This is a genomic window from Thermoproteota archaeon (assembly GCA_003352285.1).
Classification (GTDB): domain Archaea; phylum Thermoproteota; class Nitrososphaeria; order Nitrososphaerales; family Nitrosopumilaceae; genus PXYB01.
Genome location: QQVN01000003.1, coordinates 146,591 through 167,517 on the forward strand (window position 1 = coordinate 146,591; position 20,927 = coordinate 167,517).

Consider the following 20,927-nt stretch of genomic DNA (forward strand, 5'->3'; position numbering starts at 1 on the left):
GCGTGTCCATATTATGCCCATGGAGATAATGGGTAGGGGTTTCCAGCAGATACTTCGGGAAAGCCCATTGTATTTTCATATATTCTCAAAGTATCTGGGATACAAATTATTTAATAAAAAAAGTCCACTATATGGTTCTGCAGATATCATCAATGTTTGTAATCTTCACTGTGAGCATTGTTACTGGTGGCTTAATAGAAAAGAAAACGAAGATCTTACCTTAGATCAATGGAAAAAAGTCATTGATAAAAAATTCAAAAAAAATCATGTGTTCATAGTTACGCTTGTTGGGGGAGAGCCGATGATGAGACAAGATGTAGTAAAATTATTTGTCAAAGAATTTCCAAAACGAGCTTGTGTTGTAACAAACGGAACGTACCCAATTCCTTTTCTAAAGGACATTTACTTTTATTGGATTTCTATTGACGGTGACCAAAAAACACATGATGAAATCAGAGGAGAGAATGCTTGGGGAAAAACACGAAAAAATGTTTTAGATTATGTTAATACTAATGGCAACAAAGCCTGGAAAGACATTTGGATTACAATGACAATTAATTCAAAGAACCTTCATACAATTAAAACTGTGATTAACGACTGGAAAGACTATTCAAATAAAATAGGATTCCAATTTCATACTCCATTTATGCCTGGAGATCCACTCTGGGTGCCATTTGGTGATGAACGAACCAAAGCCATTAATGAAATTATTGATATGAAAGAAAGCACATTCAAAGATTACATCATAAACCCAACTAGTCAGCTTGAATTAATGAAATCCAGTTGGGGTGGGAAAGGAACCACTCCTGTTGATTGTCCAACGTGGGCTATAATTTCGGTAGATCATATGGGTAGAGAAAAACTTCCTTGCTGTATAGGAAGTGCAGAAAAGAAATCAATGAAACCACGATGTGAGGAATGTGGTTTGGGTTGCTATTCTGTCTTAGTTGGATATGGCATGAAGGGATGACCAAGTCTTATTAGAGTAGCATCTGTAATTATGTCATGGAATGGTCATTGGGAATTGGCGCATTAGTACTGTTTACTGTTGGGATTATCGGGCAGGCATTTGAAATGGGTCGGATTAGAAAAAGTACTACTATTGATGGCGAACTTGGATCTCCGAAAATTTTTCTTGATAAGAGGAATATCAAATGGTATGGTCTGATTGGGTTATCAATAATTTTGTGGTATTTGTCACAAAATTGAATCCTTTTCATTAGTAAATTTTTTACAATCACAACCCTTGACAAGACACCTACCATTGCCCTCAAAATGTGCAGCAAGATTATGATAACATCCATCTTTCTTATTGTGACAATTCATCAAGATTACTAAGCTAATTTTGACATATTATCGTTCAAGATAATAACGCTAATCCTTATCTAGATTCATTCTTTTTTTTTCGTAATGAATGATCCAGATGTAGTTCCTGAAAAACTAAAGAGCCCCATTAGCTATAAGATACTTTTACTAATTTTTGCATTTGGTATTGGAATTTATTTTGTAATCAATACATTAGGCGAAGAAAATTCCTCTAATCTGATATTTGTATTATCTGTAGCACTGGCAGCAGCTGTTTCTGCAGCTTCACTTACTGTCTCTAAAAGATATTGGAGCACTCAGGTTTTTGGGCGTTCTTATCTTGCTTTAGGATTAGGTTATGCCTCATACGCAATAGCTGAGGTCATCTACTATACTTTGGACATTATTTTAGAAGTTGAAGCATATCCCTCTGTTGCGGATATCTTCTTTTTCATGTTGTATCCTCTAGCTTTGATTCACTTGATTCTTAATGTCAAGTTTTTCGTTCATAAATTCTCATCAAAACAACTGCTCATTCTTGGAATAATTCCAATTGTTTTCGTCATTTCATATGGTGTAATCTCTTTTCAGGAATTGGAAGAGGCAAATTTTGACTTTTACTATGGAATAATATTCATAATTGGTGCATCACTGATTTTATCATTTGCTGTAGTTGGTGCAACTATTTTCAAACAGGGTTTACTTGGAGTTGCCTGGTTATTACTGGTAGTAGGAATCCTGTTAAATGCAATTGCCGATGTATGGTATTATGTTCTTGAAATTTTTGGAGAATATTTCAACGCACATCCTGTTACGGTTGTCTGGTATGTGTCTAATTTGATGATGATTTATGCACTTTACAAACATCAAAAAGTAATCTAGTAGGATACGTATTCATCTTCTGCAACGAATTCTTTTCCCTGATATCTTTCCATTCTTTTTAGCACCATTCTTGCAGTCTCTACAACATAGGGACTAGGATCTTCTAATGCTTTTTTCATTGCATCCATCTGATCAAACGCTCTAATGATTCCAAGACATTCAATTGCTTCGTGTCTGACAAGTGCACTTTTATCATACAGTCCAGCTTGAACTAGATCGGGAATTTTTTTTCGCATATTTCTTCCTGCAATTTGATAGCACACTTCATGACGAACTACTGCATTATCATCATTTTTTAAAACCCATGCATAAATGTCAGCTATTTTGTCAAAGAGCGGACCCTTAAGGCCAACTTTTTCTGGGATTTCGCCAGCAAGCCATACTGCATCCCATCGTAATGATTCGTCATCTGAATTTTTAAAAATCTGTTCTAGCACATCTACTCTTTTCTCTAGTGGAAACTCTCGAATTCTATGATCATCCAGTGCTAACTGAGTCAATTTCCATTCTCCTTTGATATGGTTTTTTCATCTAGAACTCTTTCTACTGTTTGCAGAATTTTGTCTATGTTGAATGGTTTGTGAATTATTGCTGATGGTTGTAATTCTAAAATTTTCGGATTAAGGTCTACTGTATTGTCTGCAGTAATCATAATGATTTTTGCATCTGGATCAATTTGCCTAATGTTGTATAATGCATACAATCCATCGTATTCTGGCATTCTATGATCTAAGAATACTACATCTGGTTTGTGTTTTTGAAATAACTGGACAGCTTCCTTTCCATTATATCCGCAGCCCAGGACATTAATCTGCTTTAATTTTAGATAATCTGCAAATACAGATACGGTATCTACATCATCATCGATGACTATTGAAGAAACTTTATCAAATCCCAATATAATTACCACTTTTGGTAATGGGTTTTTAATAAATAAGTATTCTTTTTCATTCTAGGAAATGTTATAAACATCATACCGTAATACTATGCATGGGCGGATTGGATAGATTATTGGCTAAATCTCTGAATAACACTATTAGAAATAATCTAGGTGAAAAAACAACTCAAAAAGTAGAAGAAAGACTATTTCAAAAATATGGTTTATCTCTTACACAGTCCATTGAAGAATTTCACAAAATTGATGCAGTCTTGCGAGAATTTTTTGGAGCAGGAGCTGATGGTTTGGAATCAAAGTTCATGCAGAGTCTTTGCAGTGCAAAATCAAAGAATAAAACAAACAACTGGTTTAGTATAACAGATAATCATACTAGTCAAACTATTATGGAAAGTTTTGGAGATGACGACAAATCTGCAATTCTTAATGTAGTTATTGAAGATGCAAAAATTATTTCTGATATTCTTGTTGATTGTAAAATCCCTCAAACATCTGGCTATCGCAAAATAAATCAATTAATCAAAGATGGATTATTGGTTGATGATGGTTACACAATTACTTCTGATGGAAGAAGAGTCACAAAATATAGATCACTCTTTGATAATATTAGAATAAACATTGTGAAAAATAAAATTACAGTTGATGTTCAACTATCAAGACCTGACTTTAATGATAGCTCTGTATTGCAAGTAATTTACGGATAACACTTTACTTCTTAAATTTGGATGTGGAACATCCCTACATCAGTTTCCAAATGATAATATTATAACATCTTTTGTTTTCAATCTTGGAAACGGATCATATTATTAGTGAGTAAGTGTTTCCATTTATGGGAATGGGTGGTGTGTAGCTGTCACTATTAGTGAATATAGAAAAAAAATCTTTTTTCAAAAAAATCTCTAAAGTTAATTTAAAATCAACTACTACTCTTGGAATAACTCTTGCTGTTTTAGCTGCTGCTTTTTCTGCACTACCAAATGTGATTCCCAAACCTTTGATGGAAGGAAACTCTGATGGTATTACTCCAAATCCACTGATGCTAGTTTTTGTAATTTATGTGATCAATGGATTGTTCTTTACGCCACTTGCAGGAAAGAAAAGTCCTATCAACAAACTAAGCAAATACACAATTTTTCTTTTAATTTTATTGGGAGTACTTGAAACATCTGGGACACTTGCTTATACAGTAGGATTACAAGATACTAGCGCATTAAATGCATCTGTTCTTGTGAATGGTGAAACAGTTTTTGCTATTCTAATTGGAATTACACTTTTCAAAGAAAAACTAGGAAAGCGAGAAGTATTACCCTTCATGCTAATTGTTTCTGGAACTGTTTTTCTTCCATTGGGAAGTGACTTGTATCATCAAAACTGGGAACTTTCTGAATTTGTTTATGGCGATATGTTGATCCTATTATCTGGCTTTTTTTACTGTCTTGATACATTCATAGCTAAAAAAATCAGTGATTCGATTAACACCAGAAGAGTAGTTCAAATAATGTCTTGCTCTGGTGCTGTCTTTACACTAGCATTGATGCTTTATTTTGAAATACCATTTGATATTGCAGTTGAACAGTTTTCGATAATTTCTATGGTGGGATTTCTGGGAATAGGAGTGACTATGATGTTCTTTGTAATTGCATTACGTCTAATAGGTGCAGTGAGGACAGTTTTGTTATATTCGACATCTACCATTTTTAGCGTCATTTATTCTACAGTGTATTTATCAGAAGCAATTACTATCATAAACATAACATCTGTTGGAATAGTGATGATAGGAATTTTTGCATTACGTCAAAAATTGGGTTCAGAATAACTAGAAAACTTGAATATTATCTAAGAATATGTCCTTACATGGCTTCTATTCGAGATATCGGTAAATTCTTTGTTTTTCTTGTTGCAGGATTAGTGGCTATAATTGTAGGTTCTTTTATGATAAGAGGCAACATGCATCTTTGGGATAGAAAAAAATCTAATGATGATGAAAAATAGACAAGGTCAATTATGAGTATTACAACAGTATCTTATTGCTTCAAGATTCATCGATTAGAAAATCCATTGATGAATACATCAAGCGAAGAATCAAGGAAATTCCTCTGGAGGTAAAAGAGACTTTTTTTAAAACTAAACAAGTCTGGAAATGTGAAAACGAAGTGGATTTTCTATATGGCTATTATGTTGGAAAAATCGAAGAGTCTACACTTCATTACCTACTCAAAGCAACAAGGGCTTCTGCAGGAGGATTTATCGATTCATTTGAAATAAGAGGAATGATTGAATCCCATAGGTCTGAATTGCTCACTTTGATCAAAAATACCCTCACTGAAAATCAGTGAACTAGAAATACTACAAAACATATCAAAATACATGGTAGGTCCACAAGACGGTGGCTTTGGATTTGATCAATCTAAAAAATACTCCAACGTAGAAAACCTTGAACAAATTTGCGTTCAATGCCAGGCTGGTCAACATAAAAACTGTCTCGCAAAAAACAAAAAACAAGATAATTGCGATTGTGAGTACTGTATCGTTTACGGCTAATTACATTAATTAATAAAAATAATTTAGGATTTTCATGCCGTCAGTAAAAAATATCGCAATTTGGATTGGAATACTGGGTGGGGGTATTGGCTTCTTCCTGATGATGGATACCCTTGGTGAATTAATGCGTTAACGCCTAGTATTTTTTTTGTGAAAAGCTACTACTTTTTAAGAAAATTTTTCTTTTTTCTATATCTTGAATCAGACTCAAACAAATAGAACCTTGGCCAATGTGTGCCTGTTTTGCAATCAAGTTCTAAATCCACCTACGATGTGTAGATATTGTGGTTTCAAATTCTGTGATGAACATCTTTCCAGTGAAAGTCATCAATGCATCAAAACAAGATACAGCGAATATATTAAAAAAACTGATAATCCTCCAAATGTAATTAATGGAAAATTTCGTGTAGTTTGCAACGTTTGTGGTTTTGTATCAAAAAAGCCTACTCCAATTGAATATGCCGGAGAGGAATTGATTCAACATACTCAGATGATTGGCTGCTCTCAAAACATCTATCTTGAAGAAATCAATCCTGAATTAAACGATGCAGAAAAAATTAGAATAAAATCCACCACCGAATCAGAATCTATCAAAGCAAAATCTGTATCTTCTCCAACTGATATGTCATCAAATGATTCTGTCGTTGAACAAATTCTTCGACTTTCAACCTTTAAGGAAAAAGGAATGATATCAGATGAAGAGTTTAATTTTATTAAAAAAGAACTAATTAAGAGATTAAAGTAAAAACTATTATCTTTAATATTGAAATTGTAAATTCTTACCATGATAACAAAAGAAATACAGAGTTTTCTAAAAGAGCAAAAACTGGGATATGTTGCTACTGTTTCAAGTGATAATATGCCAAATTTATCTCCAAAGGGAACCATTGTTGCATTGGATGAGAAACATCTTATCTTTGCAGAAATTCGTTCTCCAAAAACAATTGCTAATTTGAAAATTAATCCTAAATTGGAAATCAATGTTGTAGATCCTTTAATTCGTAAAGGATATCGATTCAAGGGTGATGCAAAAATTATTACATATGGAGATGAGTTTGAAAAAATTACTAGTGAATATAAAAAATCAGGAATTAAAAGCAAAATTAACGCAATTGTAAAGATTAAAGTTTCTGACGTTGAAGAAGTAACCTCTCCTCTCTATGATCTTGGATTTTCTGAAGAAGAGATTAAACAGAAATGGAAAAAAATCTTTCTAGATAGATAGTTAATTTCCTGAATTTTTTAATTCTTCTAATTGTCTTTTTGTCTCCTCATGCTCTTTTCTTTCTTTTTCTAATAATTTTTGGACTATTTCCAGCTCATTTACTGTTCTTTGCAGCTTGTGATTCATTGATGCAACAACTGCACTGGCTGCTTCAACAATATTTTTTGAAGTATGACCTGTACTTGATAGCTCGTTTTGAATAAACGCCATCTCTTTTTTTGCCATTCCAATCTCGCCTGTTTTGAGATCTTTTTGACTCTGGATCTTTTGTATTTCTGCTCTAGCGTTTGCAAGTCTAGCATTTGTATTGCTTAATTCATTCTCAGCTTCTTGCTGCTTTGCATTTACTTGATCAAGGACTGATTGAGATTCTGTTACTTTTCTCTTAATTTCTTCATAAGTTTCTTTATTCTTATCAATGTCTTTTCTTACTTCAGCTAGAACTTGGTCTGCATCTTCTAATTCTGCGAGTTTTTTCTTTTTTTCTTCATATTGATTGGATGCATTTTCAATTTGGGATTTTATAGAGCCTATTTTTTGTAGATTCTGTTCGTGTTCAAATTTTACTTGTTCTATTTCTTTTTTCTTTTGATTTAATTCCTTTTTTACATTCATTAAATTTCCGACTGCTACATCGTACTCTTCTTTAACGCTTGCAAGTTTATTTGAAATTGATTCAAATTCGTTTGTTTTTGTTTTGATCTCATTTTGTAATGATTCTAATTCATTTTCGTATCTCTCTTTTAGAATCTCCTCCTGACTTTTGATTTTTACTGGTTCTGGAACTTCTTGTGACGGTGACTCCTCTTCAATATCTGTCTTTTTTCGTTTAAACCAATCCAACATTTTCACTCTTTACTTTATTCATATACGGGTTATTTGATAGTCCTTTTCCCCTTAATGAATTGAAAATAAAATCCTATCCCGCCTACTACAAAACCAAAGAGTATGGCAAGCATTCCTAACTCTGGTGATTCGCCAAGATATGTTGGAGCGGTTACAAAAATTAATGCACCTAAAATAATCAAGAAAAATCCCCCACTTCTCCTATTCTTGTTGTGTTCACTATGGGCCATTGTTAACCAATTTGTTTTTCAATGGTTTCTGCAACTTTTTTTCTTCCAATATCCGAAATGAACGGACCAATCTTTGGACCTTTTGTGGTATTTAGCAAAATTTGATAGAGAATCTTAAAAAAATCTCTTGGTGGCACATTGTTTGATTTTGCAATTTGATAAATTGAATTTTGTAAATCTTCTGGTTCTTTTTCTTCTCTGAGAATTTTCACTAATTCTTTTAATGCTAATTCTTTCTCTGAATCAATTTCTATTTTGATCTTTTCATGCTCATCAAATTCATCAGCATAATTGCCTGCTAATCTAATAAGTTCCTCTATTCTGGGGTTTCCTTCTTTTATAACTCCATAATCAACTAATTTTTTTGTTATTCTGGAGGCTCTATCTTCTTTGAAAATCTTTGATAACTCAGTCAGTAATCTATAGCTGACATATGGAGCTGGCTGTTTTGGAGGATTAAGTAGGTTAACATACTCATAAAGCCCTCGCAGTTTTGTTACTTTAGCTTCGTTATCCAGTTTTATTTTTCCAAAATAAACATCTTCGATTTCTTTGTATTCATCCATTAGATTTGGAATATCTTCAAATCCTAGCTCTCTAGCTCCTGTAATTCGTTTGTATAATAATAGAAGAATTGATTTTGGATCTCCATACTTTAGCCATTTTTGGGATGTTACAACGTTGCCCAAAGATTTTGAGATCTTCTTACCTCCTTTGTCCAGAAACATTTCATACTTTACATGGTGTGGATGAGGATATTTTAGAACTTCATCTGCAACCCAATCATTTACTTTAACGGAATCCATGATGTCTTTTCCATATGCTTCAAATCTAATATCAAATGCCTGCCATCGTGCAGCAAATTCGACTTTCCAGGCAAGTTTTCCTAGATCTTTTGTAATATCTGCCTCTCCTTCGTGACTGCATCCTTTGATAATCTTTGAACCTACTTCAACATCATGACAACGATATCTTACTTTTTTCTCATTTGGAATATATTCATATGATTCTGCAGTGTATAATTTACTGCATTGTGCACAAACAGGAAAATATGGTAGATATTTTTGATACTTTTCTTGCCCAACTAATTCTGCAATCTTATTTCCTATCTTCTCACTATTTTCCAAAATAGTGTGAATTTGATCTTTTAGAAGACCTTGTTGATATGTGTCTTTGGCTCTTTGAAACTTGAACTTGATCTCTAATGCATCTAATCCTTCTAAAAGAAGACTGCTCATGTGCATTCCATAGGAATCATGACATCCAAACGGATCCGGAATTAAAGAAACTGGTTTTGCTAAATGCTCTGATAAAGAATCTGGAAATCCCTCAGGAATTTTTCGTAAACCGTCTAAATCATCTGAATATGCAATTAATTCTGAATTGTATCCAAAATTTTCTAATGCTAACTTTACTCCGTATGCTCTTACGGCATCCCCCAAACTTCCAATATGTGGAACTCCAGATGCTCCTAATCCGCTTTCTACACGAATCAAATTTGTACTTCTTCCTAGACTTTCTTCTCTTTGAATTAGTTCATGTGCAAGCTTATCAATCCAAGTACCTTTACCAATAATTTCTTGTTCTGACATCTATTATCACAAAATTTTTGCCATATATGGACCATGCAACGAATAACCTATCTTTTGATAGTACTCTCTGGTCCCTACTGCACTGATTACCAATAGTTTTTTTGCATCAAATTCTTCTCTGGCAATTTTTTCAGCTTCACTCATTAGGTTCTTTCCTAACCCTGAATGCTGTATTCTCTCCTTCTCTCTATGGCCTAATTTGAGGGATTTTCCAAAAACATGCAGCTCCCTTACAATACATGTGTTTTCTTCAACTTCTTTTCTATGGGCATATTGGCTAGGATTTCTTAATCTCAAAAACCCATAGATGAAATCATCTGGATCATCATATGAGAAAAAGACTTCGTTACCATTTGAAGAATCATAATCTTCTCTATTCAATTTTAAATCTTCTATCTTTGATTCCTTATTTGCCAAACCTGCCTCCCTACAACGAATGCAATTACACCTTAACCCTTCTTTTTTCATACTATCTAGAACAATTTGGCGAAGATTTCCAAGTTTAGGGCCTGCAACAATATCTTGAGATGATATTTCTCTTTGAACTCTCATAATTCTTGCCCATCTGGGGATGTTTCTCTTAACTTGCTTTAGTACATGTAACATTTGCTCATCTGAATATGGTTTGTAACTTCCTGACTTGTAATCATCATACATTGGCGTATTTTCTAATACTAATGATGGATAGATCTTTAACATATCTGGTTTGAATCTAGGATCATCAAAAAGCTTCTTGAAATCATCAATATCTTCCTGTGGTGTTACAGTGGGAAGACCAGGCATCATATGTGCAACTATTTTGTACCCTGCATCTTTTGCTAATTGAAATGATTCAATCACATCCTCTAGGTTATGTCCTCTGTTTACGATGTTGTAGACTCTTTCTTGTAAGCTTTGAACTCCTATCTCGATTCTAGTAACTCCATACCCTAGCATTGCATCAATGTGTTCTTTTTTACAATAATCTGGTTTTGTTTCAATCGTAAAACCAACATTTCGAAATTCTGCATGTTCATTATTTGCTTTTGATTCTTCCAAGTTTGATGATACAAAACCATTAAGTGTGTCATAGCACGATTTTATGAAATTAGTCTGGTAATCTTTTGGCATGAAAAGAAATGTTCCTCCAACAATCACTAATTCTATTTTAGATGCATCATGACCGTATGTTAGTAATTTTTTTAATTTACTTGTAATTTGATTTTTTACTTCGTAATTACTCTCTATTGCATTAATTGTGGATGGTTCTTTTCCAGTATAGCTATTGGGAGTGTTGAATTCAATTCCTCCTGGACAATATGTACATCTGCCATGTGGACATGCAAATGGCTTTGGCATTAACGCAATTACTGCAACCCCTGAAGCTGTTTTTACAGGTTTTTTGATTAACACATTTTGTAATTTTTCAAAATCGTCTCCTGAAACCATTGATAAAATTTCATGATTTCGTGGAATTCTCTCTAACGAATATTTTGCACAAATTTTTTTTATTTCGTTTTTGACTTTTTGCTTGGTAGGCTCTATTACTGTGAGTAGGTTTTGTGAAATCTCATTACACGCTTTAGTGAAATTAACATCTGTTTGAGACATTGTTGTTTTGACGATACTCTGTCATAAATTCTTTAAAAAGAAATGTTACTATCTTCGACGTTTTCCAGCTGTCTTTCGCTTTGTTCTAGATTTTGGCTTGCTTCTTCTAGTCTTAGCTGTCTTTCGCTTTGTTCTAGATTTTGGCTTGCTTCTTCTAGTCTTAGCTGTCTTTCGCTTTGTTCTAGATTTTGGCTTGCTTCTTCTAGTCTTAGCTGTCTTTCGCTTTGTTTTCTTAGTTGACTTTCGTGCAGACTTTCTTTTTGTTGTAGTCGATGATGCTTTTTTAGAACTTGATCTTCTTGATTTGAGATTTTTTAGTTGTATTAAATCAATTTTCAATTTAGCAGTTTTTGCTGCAAGCTCTTGATCCACTGCCAAAAAATCTTTTCCATGTTTCTGATAGCATTCTGGATGGAAAAGTCTACCATTGACGTATTTCATATTGTCGCGAGTTACGCCTTTTGTGCATGCAGCACAAATTCCAATGTATTCTTCTGCCATCTAATGAGATTGTTTTTTTAAGCTCGTTAAAGACTTTTCTGTATTTTGTAATTTTGGTCTATGAAGTGATGGAATTACTCTTTACCTTTCTTTGATTCCTCAATTTCATTAGAATCATCAACCCTTCCTACCTTGATTTCTTTTTTGTATTCCATCTTCAACCAAATAGGTGTGATTATTGTAGTTACAGCAACCATTATGACTATGGTGGAGTATACGCTACCTGTTAAAATTCCTGAGGACACTCCGACTCCTGCTACAATCAATCCTACTTCTCCTCTTGAAATCATTCCAATTCCTACGCGCATTCCAGCAGCTTTGTCTTTAAGGAATAACCATGCCGGAAGACCACAACCAAAGTATTTTGTGGCAACTGCAATTCCTATTACTATTCCACTTAGCATTAAAATCTCAGTATCGACTTGCCTAAAGTCTACTTGAGCACCTATTATGGCAAAGAATAATGGAGCAAAAATCAATCCAATCTTGCCTATAAAATTCTCAACTTTTTCAAATACTTTGGTTGTAGATAATGCCATTCCAACTGCAAATGCACCTACAATAGGGGATAAGCCAATTGAACCTGCTAAAGCAGCAGCTCCAAAGAATGCTGCAGTTACAATTCCTTCTACGCTTCCCTTCGCTTTCCATAATTTTGGTGTAACTATTCTTGGAATCACAACTACGGCAGCAATTAGCATTGCAGCAAAGAATCCAAGTACCTGTAAAATTGTAATTGTCACTGTCATTATATCAATATCATTTACTCCTCCTTCACCTGTAGCCAATGATGATACAACTGAAAGAACTGCAATTGCAAGGATATCGTCTACTACTGCAGCTCCTATGATCAATCGTGCTTCTTTTGTCTTTATCTTTCCAAATTCACTAAGAACCTGTATTGATATCGCAATACTAGTTGCAGTTAATGCTGTTGCAATTAACATTGATTGTAATGCATCAAAACCAAATGCCTGAAAAGCCATTAATCCTGCAAAGAACGGAATCACAACTCCAAGTGTTCCAACAGTAAACGATGCCTTTCCTCCTTTAAGAAATTCCTTTGGCGTCATCTCTAATCCTGCCATAAACAAAATTACAATTGCCCCTATCTCTCCAAGAACTTTGATCTCACTGCCGATTGAAAGTAATGGTTGTCCATCAACAATTAAAAATGAACCAAGTGCGAATGGGCCTATAATCATTCCTGCCAAAAGCTCTCCTAAAACAATTGGAAGCTTTAATCTCAGAAATAATTCTGCCATTAACTTTGCCGCAAAAAGAAGTATTCCTACACCAATTATTACTTGAATAAAGCCCGCTTCTGCTGCCAATTTCCCTCATTACCCCCATACGTTCGCCAATATAAGGCAATTATTGGTCGAAAATAATACCAATTTTGTCTAATTGATTATGCAATTTTTCTTTCATTGATAAAAACTCCTTTCTTAGAAATTATCTTACCAATCTCTTTCGCATTGATCTTGTATTTTTTAAAAATCTGAATTATCTTTTTTGATTCTCTTGAAGGTGCCACAACACAAAATCCTACTCCCATGTTGAATGTTTTGTACATCTCTAGTTCATCTACTCCTTGTTCCTGAATGAGTCTCATTAATGGAGGAGTCTTTGGCATTTCATCCAACGAATATCCTGTCTGTTTTAATCTTAGTAGTTTAGTAAATGCACCTCCTGTGATGTGCGCTAATCCATGAACTTGGCATTTGTCTATGATCTCTAAAACTGGATTTACATAGATTTCAGTTGGCGCCAGAAGTGCCTTTCCGACATTTCCAACTCCTTTAATGTTGTCTTTGAGGGAATATTTCTTTAGTAATGCTTTTCGTGCTAATGAATAACCATTTGAGTGTAATCCTGAACTACTTGCTCCAATAATGGTATCTCCTTCCTTTATCTTATCTCCAAGTATCATCTTATTTTTTGGAACAATTCCTGTTACCATTCCTGCAAGATCAAATGCAAATTTTTTATCTGAAAATAAATCTGGCATTATTGCAGTCTCTCCTCCTACGATGGGGACAGAAGCTTTTTTTGCACCTGTTGCTAGCCCTGTGACAATTTTTTGAAATATCTGTTTATCATTTTTGTTTGCCGCAATATAATCTACAAAAGATACTGGAGTAGCTCCAATACATATAATATCATTAACATTCATTGCTACGCAGTCGATTCCAACTGTGTCATATTTTTTCATCATATTTGCAAGTAACACTTTGGTCCCTACACCGTCTGTGTGTGTTGCAAGTAGCATCTTTTCAGAAATTTCAACTACTCCCGCATAATGACCAAAACCGTGTTTTATCTTTGATTTTTTCTGGGCATTATGTGTGGATGATATTATTTTCCCTATGGCCTTTTGGCTTTGTTTAATTTTTGTAATGTCGACTCCTGATTTTTTATAACTTAGGCCCATATTCAGATGCAGATTTGATTTTAATAAAAGAATTTGCTTAACATTGGATTTTTTACATGTACATGCCTGATGTTTCTTCTCTACTCTGAGCATATTTTAGTGATAATTCTTCAAAGTCTTGCCCAATCTGATCTTTTTCATTTCGTAGATCACTTGTGTCAATATCTGTCTCGTACATTCTATTTACTGCCTCCAATAAGGTTAGTGCTGCAATAGGATCTGCCTTAATCCTGTTTGCTTTTACCAATAGAGTGACTCCTTGAATATCTCTCAAAAGACACTCGTTTAATATTCCGCCTGGGATTCCTGTGATGAATCCCTGTGGGATCATGTTGATTTCTTTATCTGCCATAACTCTACAAAGATCCTCCTCTGCGGCACAATATGCTTTATTGTCATGTTCATCACTTGCAACACCGTCTAGAATGATTATTTCCTTTGATCCTTTTTCTTTGGCCCAATCTAGTATTGATGATACTATGGTGTATAGTCCTTCCATCCTAAGTGTAATCTCACAAATTATTGCACAAATAGTTCCTTCTTCGTTAGTATAGAATCTAAATGGATGTCTTAACCTACCTCTTAAAAAAACTGTAGATGGTGGAAGATATTTTGATCTCATATATGCTATTTCTTTCATTTTTAGTTTTTCAATAATGTGCCCAACTGATAATGTTCCTACAAGACCTGCTCCTACAAAGCCTGCAAAAATTATAGGATTCTTTAATTCTATTTTTTTAATTTCATATACTTCAGCTTCTGGAAATTTATTTTGAGTCATTTTTTAATTCAAATTTTTCTAATTAATTACTCTTCAACCTAATGTTATGCAACAAAATTGTTAGTTTTCAGGTATTTCATTATTTTACAATAACTATTCCTTTCATCCATGGGTGCACTTGACAAAAGTATGGATATTCTCCTGCAACATCAAACTTGTGTGAGTATGTATTTCCTGCAGTGTAAAAACCACTGTCAAATCCATTTGGATAATCTACTCCTACAAGATCTTTATCTCCTTCAATGTCTCCTGCAGTGACAGTATGTCCTGCATCATCATTAACCCATAACACCTCTCCGCCTACGGCGATGGTAACTTCATAAGGAATGTAACACTCATTTGTTTCCTCACATCCTGGAACTCCTGATCCAATTCCTAGTTCAACTTCTACTAATAACGGTAATTCCATCTCTGGTTCTGGCTCTACAACCATCTCTGGTTCTGGCTCTACAACCATCTCTGGTTCTGGCTCTACAACCATCTCTGGTTCTGGCTCTACAACCATCTCTGGTTCTGGCTCTACAACCATCTCTGGTTCTGGCTCAATCTGTGTTTCGGATTCCATAATTTCTGGTGTCTCTACTAATTTTACTTTCTTTTCTGATTTTGACTCTACATCTTTCTTACAAACTCCTTCATGTCTCATCTCTACATTCGCTGCATTTAGCATACAACTGTTTGAGTATGTCTTGGAATCTGCTCCGCAAACTGGGTTGTACTCTTTAGTACACATCATTTGTCCTGGCTCATCTCCTGATATCATTATCATTGCAATTACTGCCATGATAAGAAAAATCATTACTGCGATTAGTCCAGACTCAAACTTCATTACTATTGGAATTCATAATTTAGGGGTTCATAAAGCATTCGTGATGTTCTATCTTGTTTCTTTCATGAATAAGTTGAGCATAGTTATGCCCTTGTCTGTAATAGTGTAGATTACATTAGACCCAACTGACTCTTTTCTGATAAAACTATAGTCAATACACAAGTGTAGGTAATTGAGAAATGATCTCTTCATTCGTATCTTTGACTTTACGTATAGATCAGAGAATGTCATTGGATTTCGCTTTAATTGATAGAGTAGTTTTAGGAGTGAAAGAGTACTGTAATCCCTTGTACGTGCCTTTACAGCATCCAAAACTTGTTCATCCCTCTTTATTATGAAATCCTCTAATTGATCGGCTACCTCTAAAGGTATGTAAGTTAATCTTGCTTTCATCATACCGTATAGTACGGTATATTACCATATTAATCTTAACTGAAGCTTTGTTGGCCCATCTAGCTGATTTTTTTAAACTATTCTGGACTTACTCCAATCTAAAATCAAGCGCATCTAAATTTAAACAAGTAATAACTGACTGTGAATTGTGGAATTAATCGTCAATGGATTACTTGTCATAGCGGGTCTTGCCTTACTTTGTTTTGGGGGCAATTGGTTAGTTACTGGGGGAGTAACAATAGCAAAGAAAATTGGAATAAGTCAATTAGTAATTGGAATGACTGTAGTTGCATATGGCACTTCAACTCCAGAACTTGCAGCAAGTATCGCTGCAGCAGGAGAACATGGGGACATAATTTTAGGAAATATTGTTGGAAGCAATATTGCTAATGTTGGCATGGTGATTGGAATTGCATCTATATTGATTCCATTGGCTGTTAGCAAAACCACACTTCGAAAGGAAATCCCAATAATGCTTGGTATTTCTTTACTTTTAATTGCCTTATCAATTGATGGTGAATTATCCCAGTATGATGGGATAATTTTTCTTGGAGCAATGATCGCTTTCTCAATTTTTACATATAAAGATGCACAAAAACATCGTGATACAAATCAAAATGGCACTGATGAGAAAAATACTAACAAAAAAAATGTTTACCTAAAATCATTTGGGCTAATTGGTTTAGGGATTTCTCTTCTTTATGTGGGGGCGATACTGACCGTAGATAATGCAGTGATATTGGCAGAATCTCTTGGAATATCTGAAAGAATAATTGGATTAACTGTAATTGCTATTGGTACTTCATTACCTGAGCTAATAACAAGTGTGATTGCAATAAAAAAAGGACATACAGATATCGGTGTTGGAAATATTATTGGAAGTAACATTTACAATATTTTAATGATAATGGGTGTTGCTGCAACAATTGCAAGCGTGGCTGTCTCAACACAAGTGATGCTTGATTATGCAATAATGGTTGGTTTCAGTTTGACATTACTAATCGCAATAAAATCTGGAGTGATAAACAGAACTATGGGAATCTTACTTACTATGGGATACGTTGCATATTTGGCGTTTGCATTCTTTATGCCATAAAAAATCAAATTGGAACAACCCTGATTTTTTCTGCCTTGATGCTGGGTGTAATTGATGGTAATGATGCCCACTGCAGTACATTTCTGTCATCATTTCCAATTGCAGAAATATTGCGAAGCATCGTTGGTAAGTTATGGATAATTCTAACTGGTTTTGCAGGGGATACTATCTGACCATTCTTTATGATTCTAATACCACTTCTTGCAGTACATGAAAAGTCTCCTTTTATCGGATTGACTGCATAGGTGTACCATAAACGACCTACCAGAATGCCTGATTTTGTTTCTTCAATCATCTCCTCTTGAGGGGTATCTCCTTTCTTGATTCTCAAATTATGTGGAGATGAAATAGGAAATGAATCTGCATCCCTGCCCATGGGTAATCCTGGTCTGTTAGCGTTGCCTGTAGATTTGGTTGATTCTTTGAATGCATTATACGAATCTGAAAAAGTATTTTTGAATATGCCATTTTCAATTAATGAATTCGGTGATGTAGGAATTCCCTCATCATCAATTTTTTTACTTCCTATGCCGTTTGGCGCATGAGGATCATCAATCAAATTAAATTCATCAACTGCAATTGAATTCCCAAGTCTTTCTGAAAAACAACTTTTTTTCTCTGCAAATACTTTCAGATTAAAATTTGATGCAAAAACAAATGCCAACATCTCGCCTACCGAATATGGCTCAAATATTATTGAATATTCTCCTGATTCACAATCTATTGGATTGATTGATCCTATACACATACTCTTGGCCTCATGCCCTATCTTTTCTGGAGAAAACATATCTCTAGTTCTACCGCTCATCTGACCAATTCCTGATACTGGAGTATTGCCCAAAGTGGAGTCTGCATTAATAATTCCTGAAATATATGTTGCAAAGTCTGATTCTTCTACTCCATTGGTATTTTGTATATGAAATTCCTCATCTACTATGTTTAGGGAGCCTGTGATGGATGAAATTTTTTTGTCAAGAGACGAGTTTATCATCTCTTGTGCAATATCAGAAGCGTCCTTGCTTGTGATGTTTTTTAATTTTTTATCATATGTGGAATTAATTTCAAAGTTAGTTCTATCTTCAGAGGGAAGTGATTTCCAAAATGGTTTTGGACTAAGAAATCTAAATGAATCAATTGCATAATCAATGATTTTTTTATAATTTTCAACATCTCTGGTTTCTGCAGATGCAATTTTCTTATCACGAATTACTCTGATCCCAATTTTTTCTTCTTGATTTTGCTTAACCTCGATAATCCTGGAATCTGTAACTCGAACAGTAATGATGTTTCTTTTTGCAAAAACAGATTCGCATTCATCAATTCCTAAATTTTGAGCATATGCAATGGCCCTTTCACAGGCAGACAACTAACCCCGCCGAGGATTTTTGTATTTGAATTCATTAATTTTTATCAATTCAAAATATGAACCAAATTGATTATTATCTACTTCATCTAATGCATCCTTCGTATCTGAATCAAATGTGCGCAAAATCTTATATTTTGTGCTCCTTTCGGCAGGTGTCTTTCCAACTTCTAAAACAAGCTGTCTAATTTCGTGCGGCCTTAAGAGCTGACCGTGCTGTGCACCTGCTGAAGTTGAAATACTTTCATTCATTAGAGTTCCGCCAAAATCATTAGCTCCCCAAGAAAGCAATAGTTGCGACATTTTCTGTCCTTCTTTAACCCATGACATCTGAATGTTGTTGATGTAATTGTTTAGCATAATTCTAGAAATTGCATGTGTTAGCATCACGTCATTTGCACTTGCACCATGTCTTATTCCTTCATGCATGTTATGTTTGTACATTGGTGCTTCCTCTGCAATGAAATTTAGTGGAACAAATTCTGTAAAACCTCTTGTTTCTTTTTGAATTTCTCTGAGTTTGGCAATGTGATTAACTCTGTCTTCTATTGATTCGATATGCCCATACATCATAGTGGAAGTAGTATTGATTCCAAGAGAATGCGCAGTCTTGATGACTTCTTCCCAATCTCTTACTGTTATTCTGCCTGGAGAAATTCGATCTCTCATTTTCTGGTCTAGAATCTCTGCAGCCGTTCCTGGCAAAGTGTCAACTCCAGCATCCTTTAATCTACTAAGATACTCTTTTATTGAAACATCTGATCTGATGGCTCCATACAAAACTTCTTCAGGAGAAAATCCATGAATGTGAATCTTTGGAATTTCAGATTTGATTGCTTTACACACATTTTCATACAAATTACTATCCATGTCTGGAGGTAATCCTGCCTGAATGCATACTTCTGTGGCACCTAAATCATAAGCCTCTTTTGCTCTGCGTACTATCTCTTCTGTTGGGAGAAAATATCCTTCTTCTTCTCTAAAGTCTCTACTAAATGCACAAAAACCACATTGTTTTATGCAGACATTTGTGAAATTGATATTTCGATTAACAACATATGTTACAACATCGCCTACTCTTCTCCTTCTCAGCTCATCTGCTACCATTCCAACAAGATGAAAATCTAGACCATGAGCTTTATACAACTCTAAAGCCTCTTTTGCAGAAATCTCTTTTTCTGATAGAGCATCATTTAGCACATTAGCTAAAACAGGATCTGCATTTTTTAACAGAGAATCAATATTTGATATTGTCATCTCCAGTAACTCTCCATAACTAAACCCTCGTCACTAATTGAGTCCATCCTCTCTTTTAATTCTGTGTTAATCATCGACATAAATTCTGGATATACTGGAAATCTGCATTTTAAATCATATCCGGCATCGTTAGAATTCTTTTCAACTTTGTTTATTTCTGGCCAAGTAAACTCTGGATTGACAAAATCAGGAGTTAATGGTGATATTCCTCCCCAATCATTAATTCCAATTGATAGAAAACTTTGATATGATTTTGGCGATAGATTTGGAGGTATCTGGATATTCATATTTGGCATCATCAACCTAGTCATTGCAACAACTGTTTTGAAGTAGTTCTCATCTGTAGATGGAAAATCCTTCATAATGGTATCTGGCTTTGGTTGGAAGTTCTGTATGATAACCTCTTGTATATTGCCAAATTTCTCATTCAATTGTTTTATTGCAAGTAACGAATCAATAATTTCGTGAGGTGTTTCCCCTATGCCTACAAGAATTCCTGTTGTCATTGGTATGGTTAACTGCCCAGAGTTTTTTAAAACCTCTAGCCTTGCTTTTGGATTCTTACTTGAAGCTAAATAATGTGGCATTCCTTTTTTTGACAGCCTTTCACTGATATTTTCCAACATTACTCCCATGCTAACATTTGTCTTTTTCAGTTCCCTCATCTCGTCTTTTGTAAGGTTACCTGCATTAGTATGAGGAAACAATCCTTCTTTCAATGCTTTTTCTGATGAGTCAATAAGAAATTCTACAGTACTTGAGAATCCATTTTCTTTTAACCACTTTCTCGCTTCTGGGTATTTTTGTTCGGGTTTTTCTCCAGTAACAAATAATGCTTCAACACATTTGTATTTTCTAGAAAGTTTCAATAATTCTGAAATGTTTTGTTTTGACATTAGCGATACTTTATCTTCGCCTGGCTCAGCTTTGTATGTACAATAAGAGCAAGTATCTTTACATAAATTTATGATATTGAAGAATGCTTTTTTTGAAAATGTAACTACATTTCCTTTGTTTTTTAGTCTTAATTTTTCAGCTACCTTGAATAACTCTGTTCCGTCTTTCTGTGATGAATCAAAGATTTGAAAATAGTCTTCAATAGGAACGTTTTTCCCTTCTAGAATTTTGTTTAATGATTCTGATTCTAAAACAAGATTACTCAACATG

General features: G+C 34.4%; 24 protein-coding genes. 9 read left to right on the top strand and 15 right to left on the bottom strand.

Translation table 11 applies throughout. The features are described from left to right. Positions 1 to 19: 19 nt before the first annotated feature. From DWQ18_02460 to DWQ18_02470, 3 genes are all read left to right on the top strand, one after another. Positions 20 to 970 (top strand): 4Fe-4S cluster-binding domain-containing protein, encoded by a 951-nt coding sequence (locus DWQ18_02460; GenBank protein ID RDJ34319.1) that lies wholly within the window; start codon positions 20 to 22, stop codon positions 968 to 970. Between the two features lie 35 nt (positions 971 to 1,005). Beyond that, the gene (locus tag DWQ18_02465) at positions 1,006 to 1,209 is read left to right on the top strand and encodes a hypothetical protein (GenBank protein ID RDJ33800.1); all 204 of its coding nucleotides are present in this window, start codon (positions 1,006 to 1,008) and stop codon (positions 1,207 to 1,209) included. 201 nt (positions 1,210 to 1,410) lie between these two features. Beyond that, entirely contained in the window at positions 1,411 to 2,187 is a 777-nt protein-coding gene (locus DWQ18_02470) for a histidine kinase (GenBank protein RDJ33801.1), read from the top strand. Here DWQ18_02470 and DWQ18_02475 read toward each other — a convergent pair. Both DWQ18_02475 and DWQ18_02480 read right to left on the bottom strand, forming a co-directional pair. Then, positions 2,184 to 2,687 (bottom strand): HEAT repeat domain-containing protein, encoded by a 504-nt coding sequence (locus tag DWQ18_02475; GenBank protein ID RDJ33802.1) that lies wholly within the window; start codon positions 2,685 to 2,687, stop codon positions 2,184 to 2,186. The two genes, DWQ18_02470 and DWQ18_02475, sit on opposite strands and share 4 nt — an antisense overlap. Further along, a complete protein-coding gene (locus DWQ18_02480; GenBank protein RDJ33803.1) occupies positions 2,684 to 3,085 on the bottom strand; it encodes a response regulator in 402 nt (133 codons plus the stop codon). The genes DWQ18_02475 and DWQ18_02480 overlap by 4 nt, the downstream gene beginning before the upstream one ends. A 92-nt stretch (positions 3,086 to 3,177) precedes the next feature. Between DWQ18_02480 and DWQ18_02485 the strand changes: the two genes are divergently transcribed. The 5 genes from DWQ18_02485 (at position 3,178) to DWQ18_02505 (ending at position 6,848) form a co-directional block, all read left to right on the top strand. Beyond that, positions 3,178 to 3,786, top strand: a complete 609-nt coding sequence (locus DWQ18_02485) for a transcriptional regulator (protein ID RDJ33804.1) — start codon at positions 3,178 to 3,180, stop codon at positions 3,784 to 3,786. Between the two features lie 158 nt (positions 3,787 to 3,944). Then, entirely contained in the window at positions 3,945 to 4,898 is a 954-nt protein-coding gene (locus DWQ18_02490) for a DMT family transporter (GenBank protein RDJ33805.1), read from the top strand. A gap of 211 nt (positions 4,899 to 5,109) precedes the next feature. After that, entirely contained in the window at positions 5,110 to 5,418 is a 309-nt protein-coding gene (locus tag DWQ18_02495) for a hypothetical protein (protein RDJ33806.1), read from the top strand. 398 nt (positions 5,419 to 5,816) lie between these two features. Continuing rightward, a complete protein-coding gene (locus DWQ18_02500) occupies positions 5,817 to 6,368 on the top strand; it encodes a hypothetical protein (GenBank protein RDJ33807.1) in 552 nt (183 codons plus the stop codon). Positions 6,369 to 6,407: 39 nt separating this feature from the next. Next, positions 6,408 to 6,848: a pyridoxamine 5'-phosphate oxidase family protein gene (locus DWQ18_02505; GenBank protein ID RDJ33808.1), complete on the top strand. Its 441-nt coding sequence runs from the start codon at positions 6,408 to 6,410 to the stop codon at positions 6,846 to 6,848. On the opposite strand, the gene DWQ18_02510 is transcribed toward DWQ18_02505, so the two are convergent. From DWQ18_02510 to DWQ18_02555, 10 genes are all read right to left on the bottom strand, one after another. Further along, positions 6,849 to 7,694, bottom strand: a complete 846-nt coding sequence (locus DWQ18_02510) for a DNA repair protein (GenBank protein ID RDJ33809.1) — start codon at positions 7,692 to 7,694, stop codon at positions 6,849 to 6,851. A gap of 29 nt (positions 7,695 to 7,723) precedes the next feature. Further along, positions 7,724 to 7,924, bottom strand: coding sequence for a hypothetical protein (locus DWQ18_02515; protein RDJ33810.1), 201 nt, complete (start codon positions 7,922 to 7,924; stop codon positions 7,724 to 7,726). Between the two features lie 2 nt (positions 7,925 to 7,926). Further along, positions 7,927 to 9,516 (bottom strand): lysine--tRNA ligase, encoded by a 1,590-nt coding sequence (gene lysS / locus DWQ18_02520; GenBank protein RDJ33811.1) that lies wholly within the window; start codon positions 9,514 to 9,516, stop codon positions 7,927 to 7,929. A 6-nt stretch (positions 9,517 to 9,522) separates the two neighbouring features. Next, on the bottom strand, positions 9,523 to 11,106 hold the full coding sequence (locus DWQ18_02525) for a tRNA uridine(34) 5-carboxymethylaminomethyl modification radical SAM/GNAT enzyme Elp3 (GenBank protein ID RDJ33812.1): 1,584 nt from the start codon (positions 11,104 to 11,106) through the stop codon (positions 9,523 to 9,525). 48 nt (positions 11,107 to 11,154) lie between these two features. Further along, a complete protein-coding gene (locus DWQ18_02530) occupies positions 11,155 to 11,607 on the bottom strand; it encodes a hypothetical protein (protein ID RDJ33813.1) in 453 nt (150 codons plus the stop codon). A 74-nt stretch (positions 11,608 to 11,681) separates the two neighbouring features. Next, entirely contained in the window at positions 11,682 to 12,941 is a 1,260-nt protein-coding gene (locus DWQ18_02535; protein RDJ33814.1) for a cation:proton antiporter, read from the bottom strand. Between the two features lie 77 nt (positions 12,942 to 13,018). After that, positions 13,019 to 14,041 (bottom strand): phosphoribosylformylglycinamidine cyclo-ligase, encoded by a 1,023-nt coding sequence (locus DWQ18_02540; protein RDJ33815.1) that lies wholly within the window; start codon positions 14,039 to 14,041, stop codon positions 13,019 to 13,021. A gap of 52 nt (positions 14,042 to 14,093) precedes the next feature. After that, positions 14,094 to 14,822 (bottom strand): proteasome assembly chaperone family protein, encoded by a 729-nt coding sequence (locus DWQ18_02545; GenBank protein ID RDJ33816.1) that lies wholly within the window; start codon positions 14,820 to 14,822, stop codon positions 14,094 to 14,096. A 79-nt stretch (positions 14,823 to 14,901) separates the two neighbouring features. After that, positions 14,902 to 15,651: a hypothetical protein gene (locus tag DWQ18_02550; protein RDJ33817.1), complete on the bottom strand. Its 750-nt coding sequence runs from the start codon at positions 15,649 to 15,651 to the stop codon at positions 14,902 to 14,904. A gap of 48 nt (positions 15,652 to 15,699) precedes the next feature. After that, the gene (locus DWQ18_02555; GenBank protein ID RDJ33818.1) at positions 15,700 to 16,047 is read right to left on the bottom strand and encodes a hypothetical protein; all 348 of its coding nucleotides are present in this window, start codon (positions 16,045 to 16,047) and stop codon (positions 15,700 to 15,702) included. A 145-nt stretch (positions 16,048 to 16,192) separates the two neighbouring features. Between DWQ18_02555 and DWQ18_02560 the strand changes: the two genes are divergently transcribed. Then, positions 16,193 to 17,140, top strand: a complete 948-nt coding sequence (locus DWQ18_02560; GenBank protein ID RDJ33819.1) for a sodium:calcium antiporter — start codon at positions 16,193 to 16,195, stop codon at positions 17,138 to 17,140. A gap of 4 nt (positions 17,141 to 17,144) precedes the next feature. Here DWQ18_02560 and DWQ18_02565 read toward each other — a convergent pair whose 3' ends face one another. Genes DWQ18_02565 through DWQ18_02575 form a run of 3 tightly spaced genes read right to left on the bottom strand, consistent with a single transcriptional unit; the run spans position 17,145 to position 20,923 of the window. Next, positions 17,145 to 18,506, bottom strand: coding sequence for a TldD/PmbA family protein (locus tag DWQ18_02565; protein RDJ33820.1), 1,362 nt, complete (start codon positions 18,504 to 18,506; stop codon positions 17,145 to 17,147). Continuing rightward, positions 18,507 to 19,760, bottom strand: a complete 1,254-nt coding sequence (gene cofH, locus DWQ18_02570) for a 7,8-didemethyl-8-hydroxy-5-deazariboflavin synthase subunit CofH (protein ID RDJ33821.1) — start codon at positions 19,758 to 19,760, stop codon at positions 18,507 to 18,509. Further along, positions 19,757 to 20,923, bottom strand: coding sequence for a 7,8-didemethyl-8-hydroxy-5-deazariboflavin synthase subunit CofG (locus DWQ18_02575; protein RDJ34320.1), 1,167 nt, complete (start codon positions 20,921 to 20,923; stop codon positions 19,757 to 19,759). Before DWQ18_02575 ends, cofH begins: the two co-directional genes overlap by 4 nt. Positions 20,924 to 20,927 lie beyond the last annotated feature (4 nt).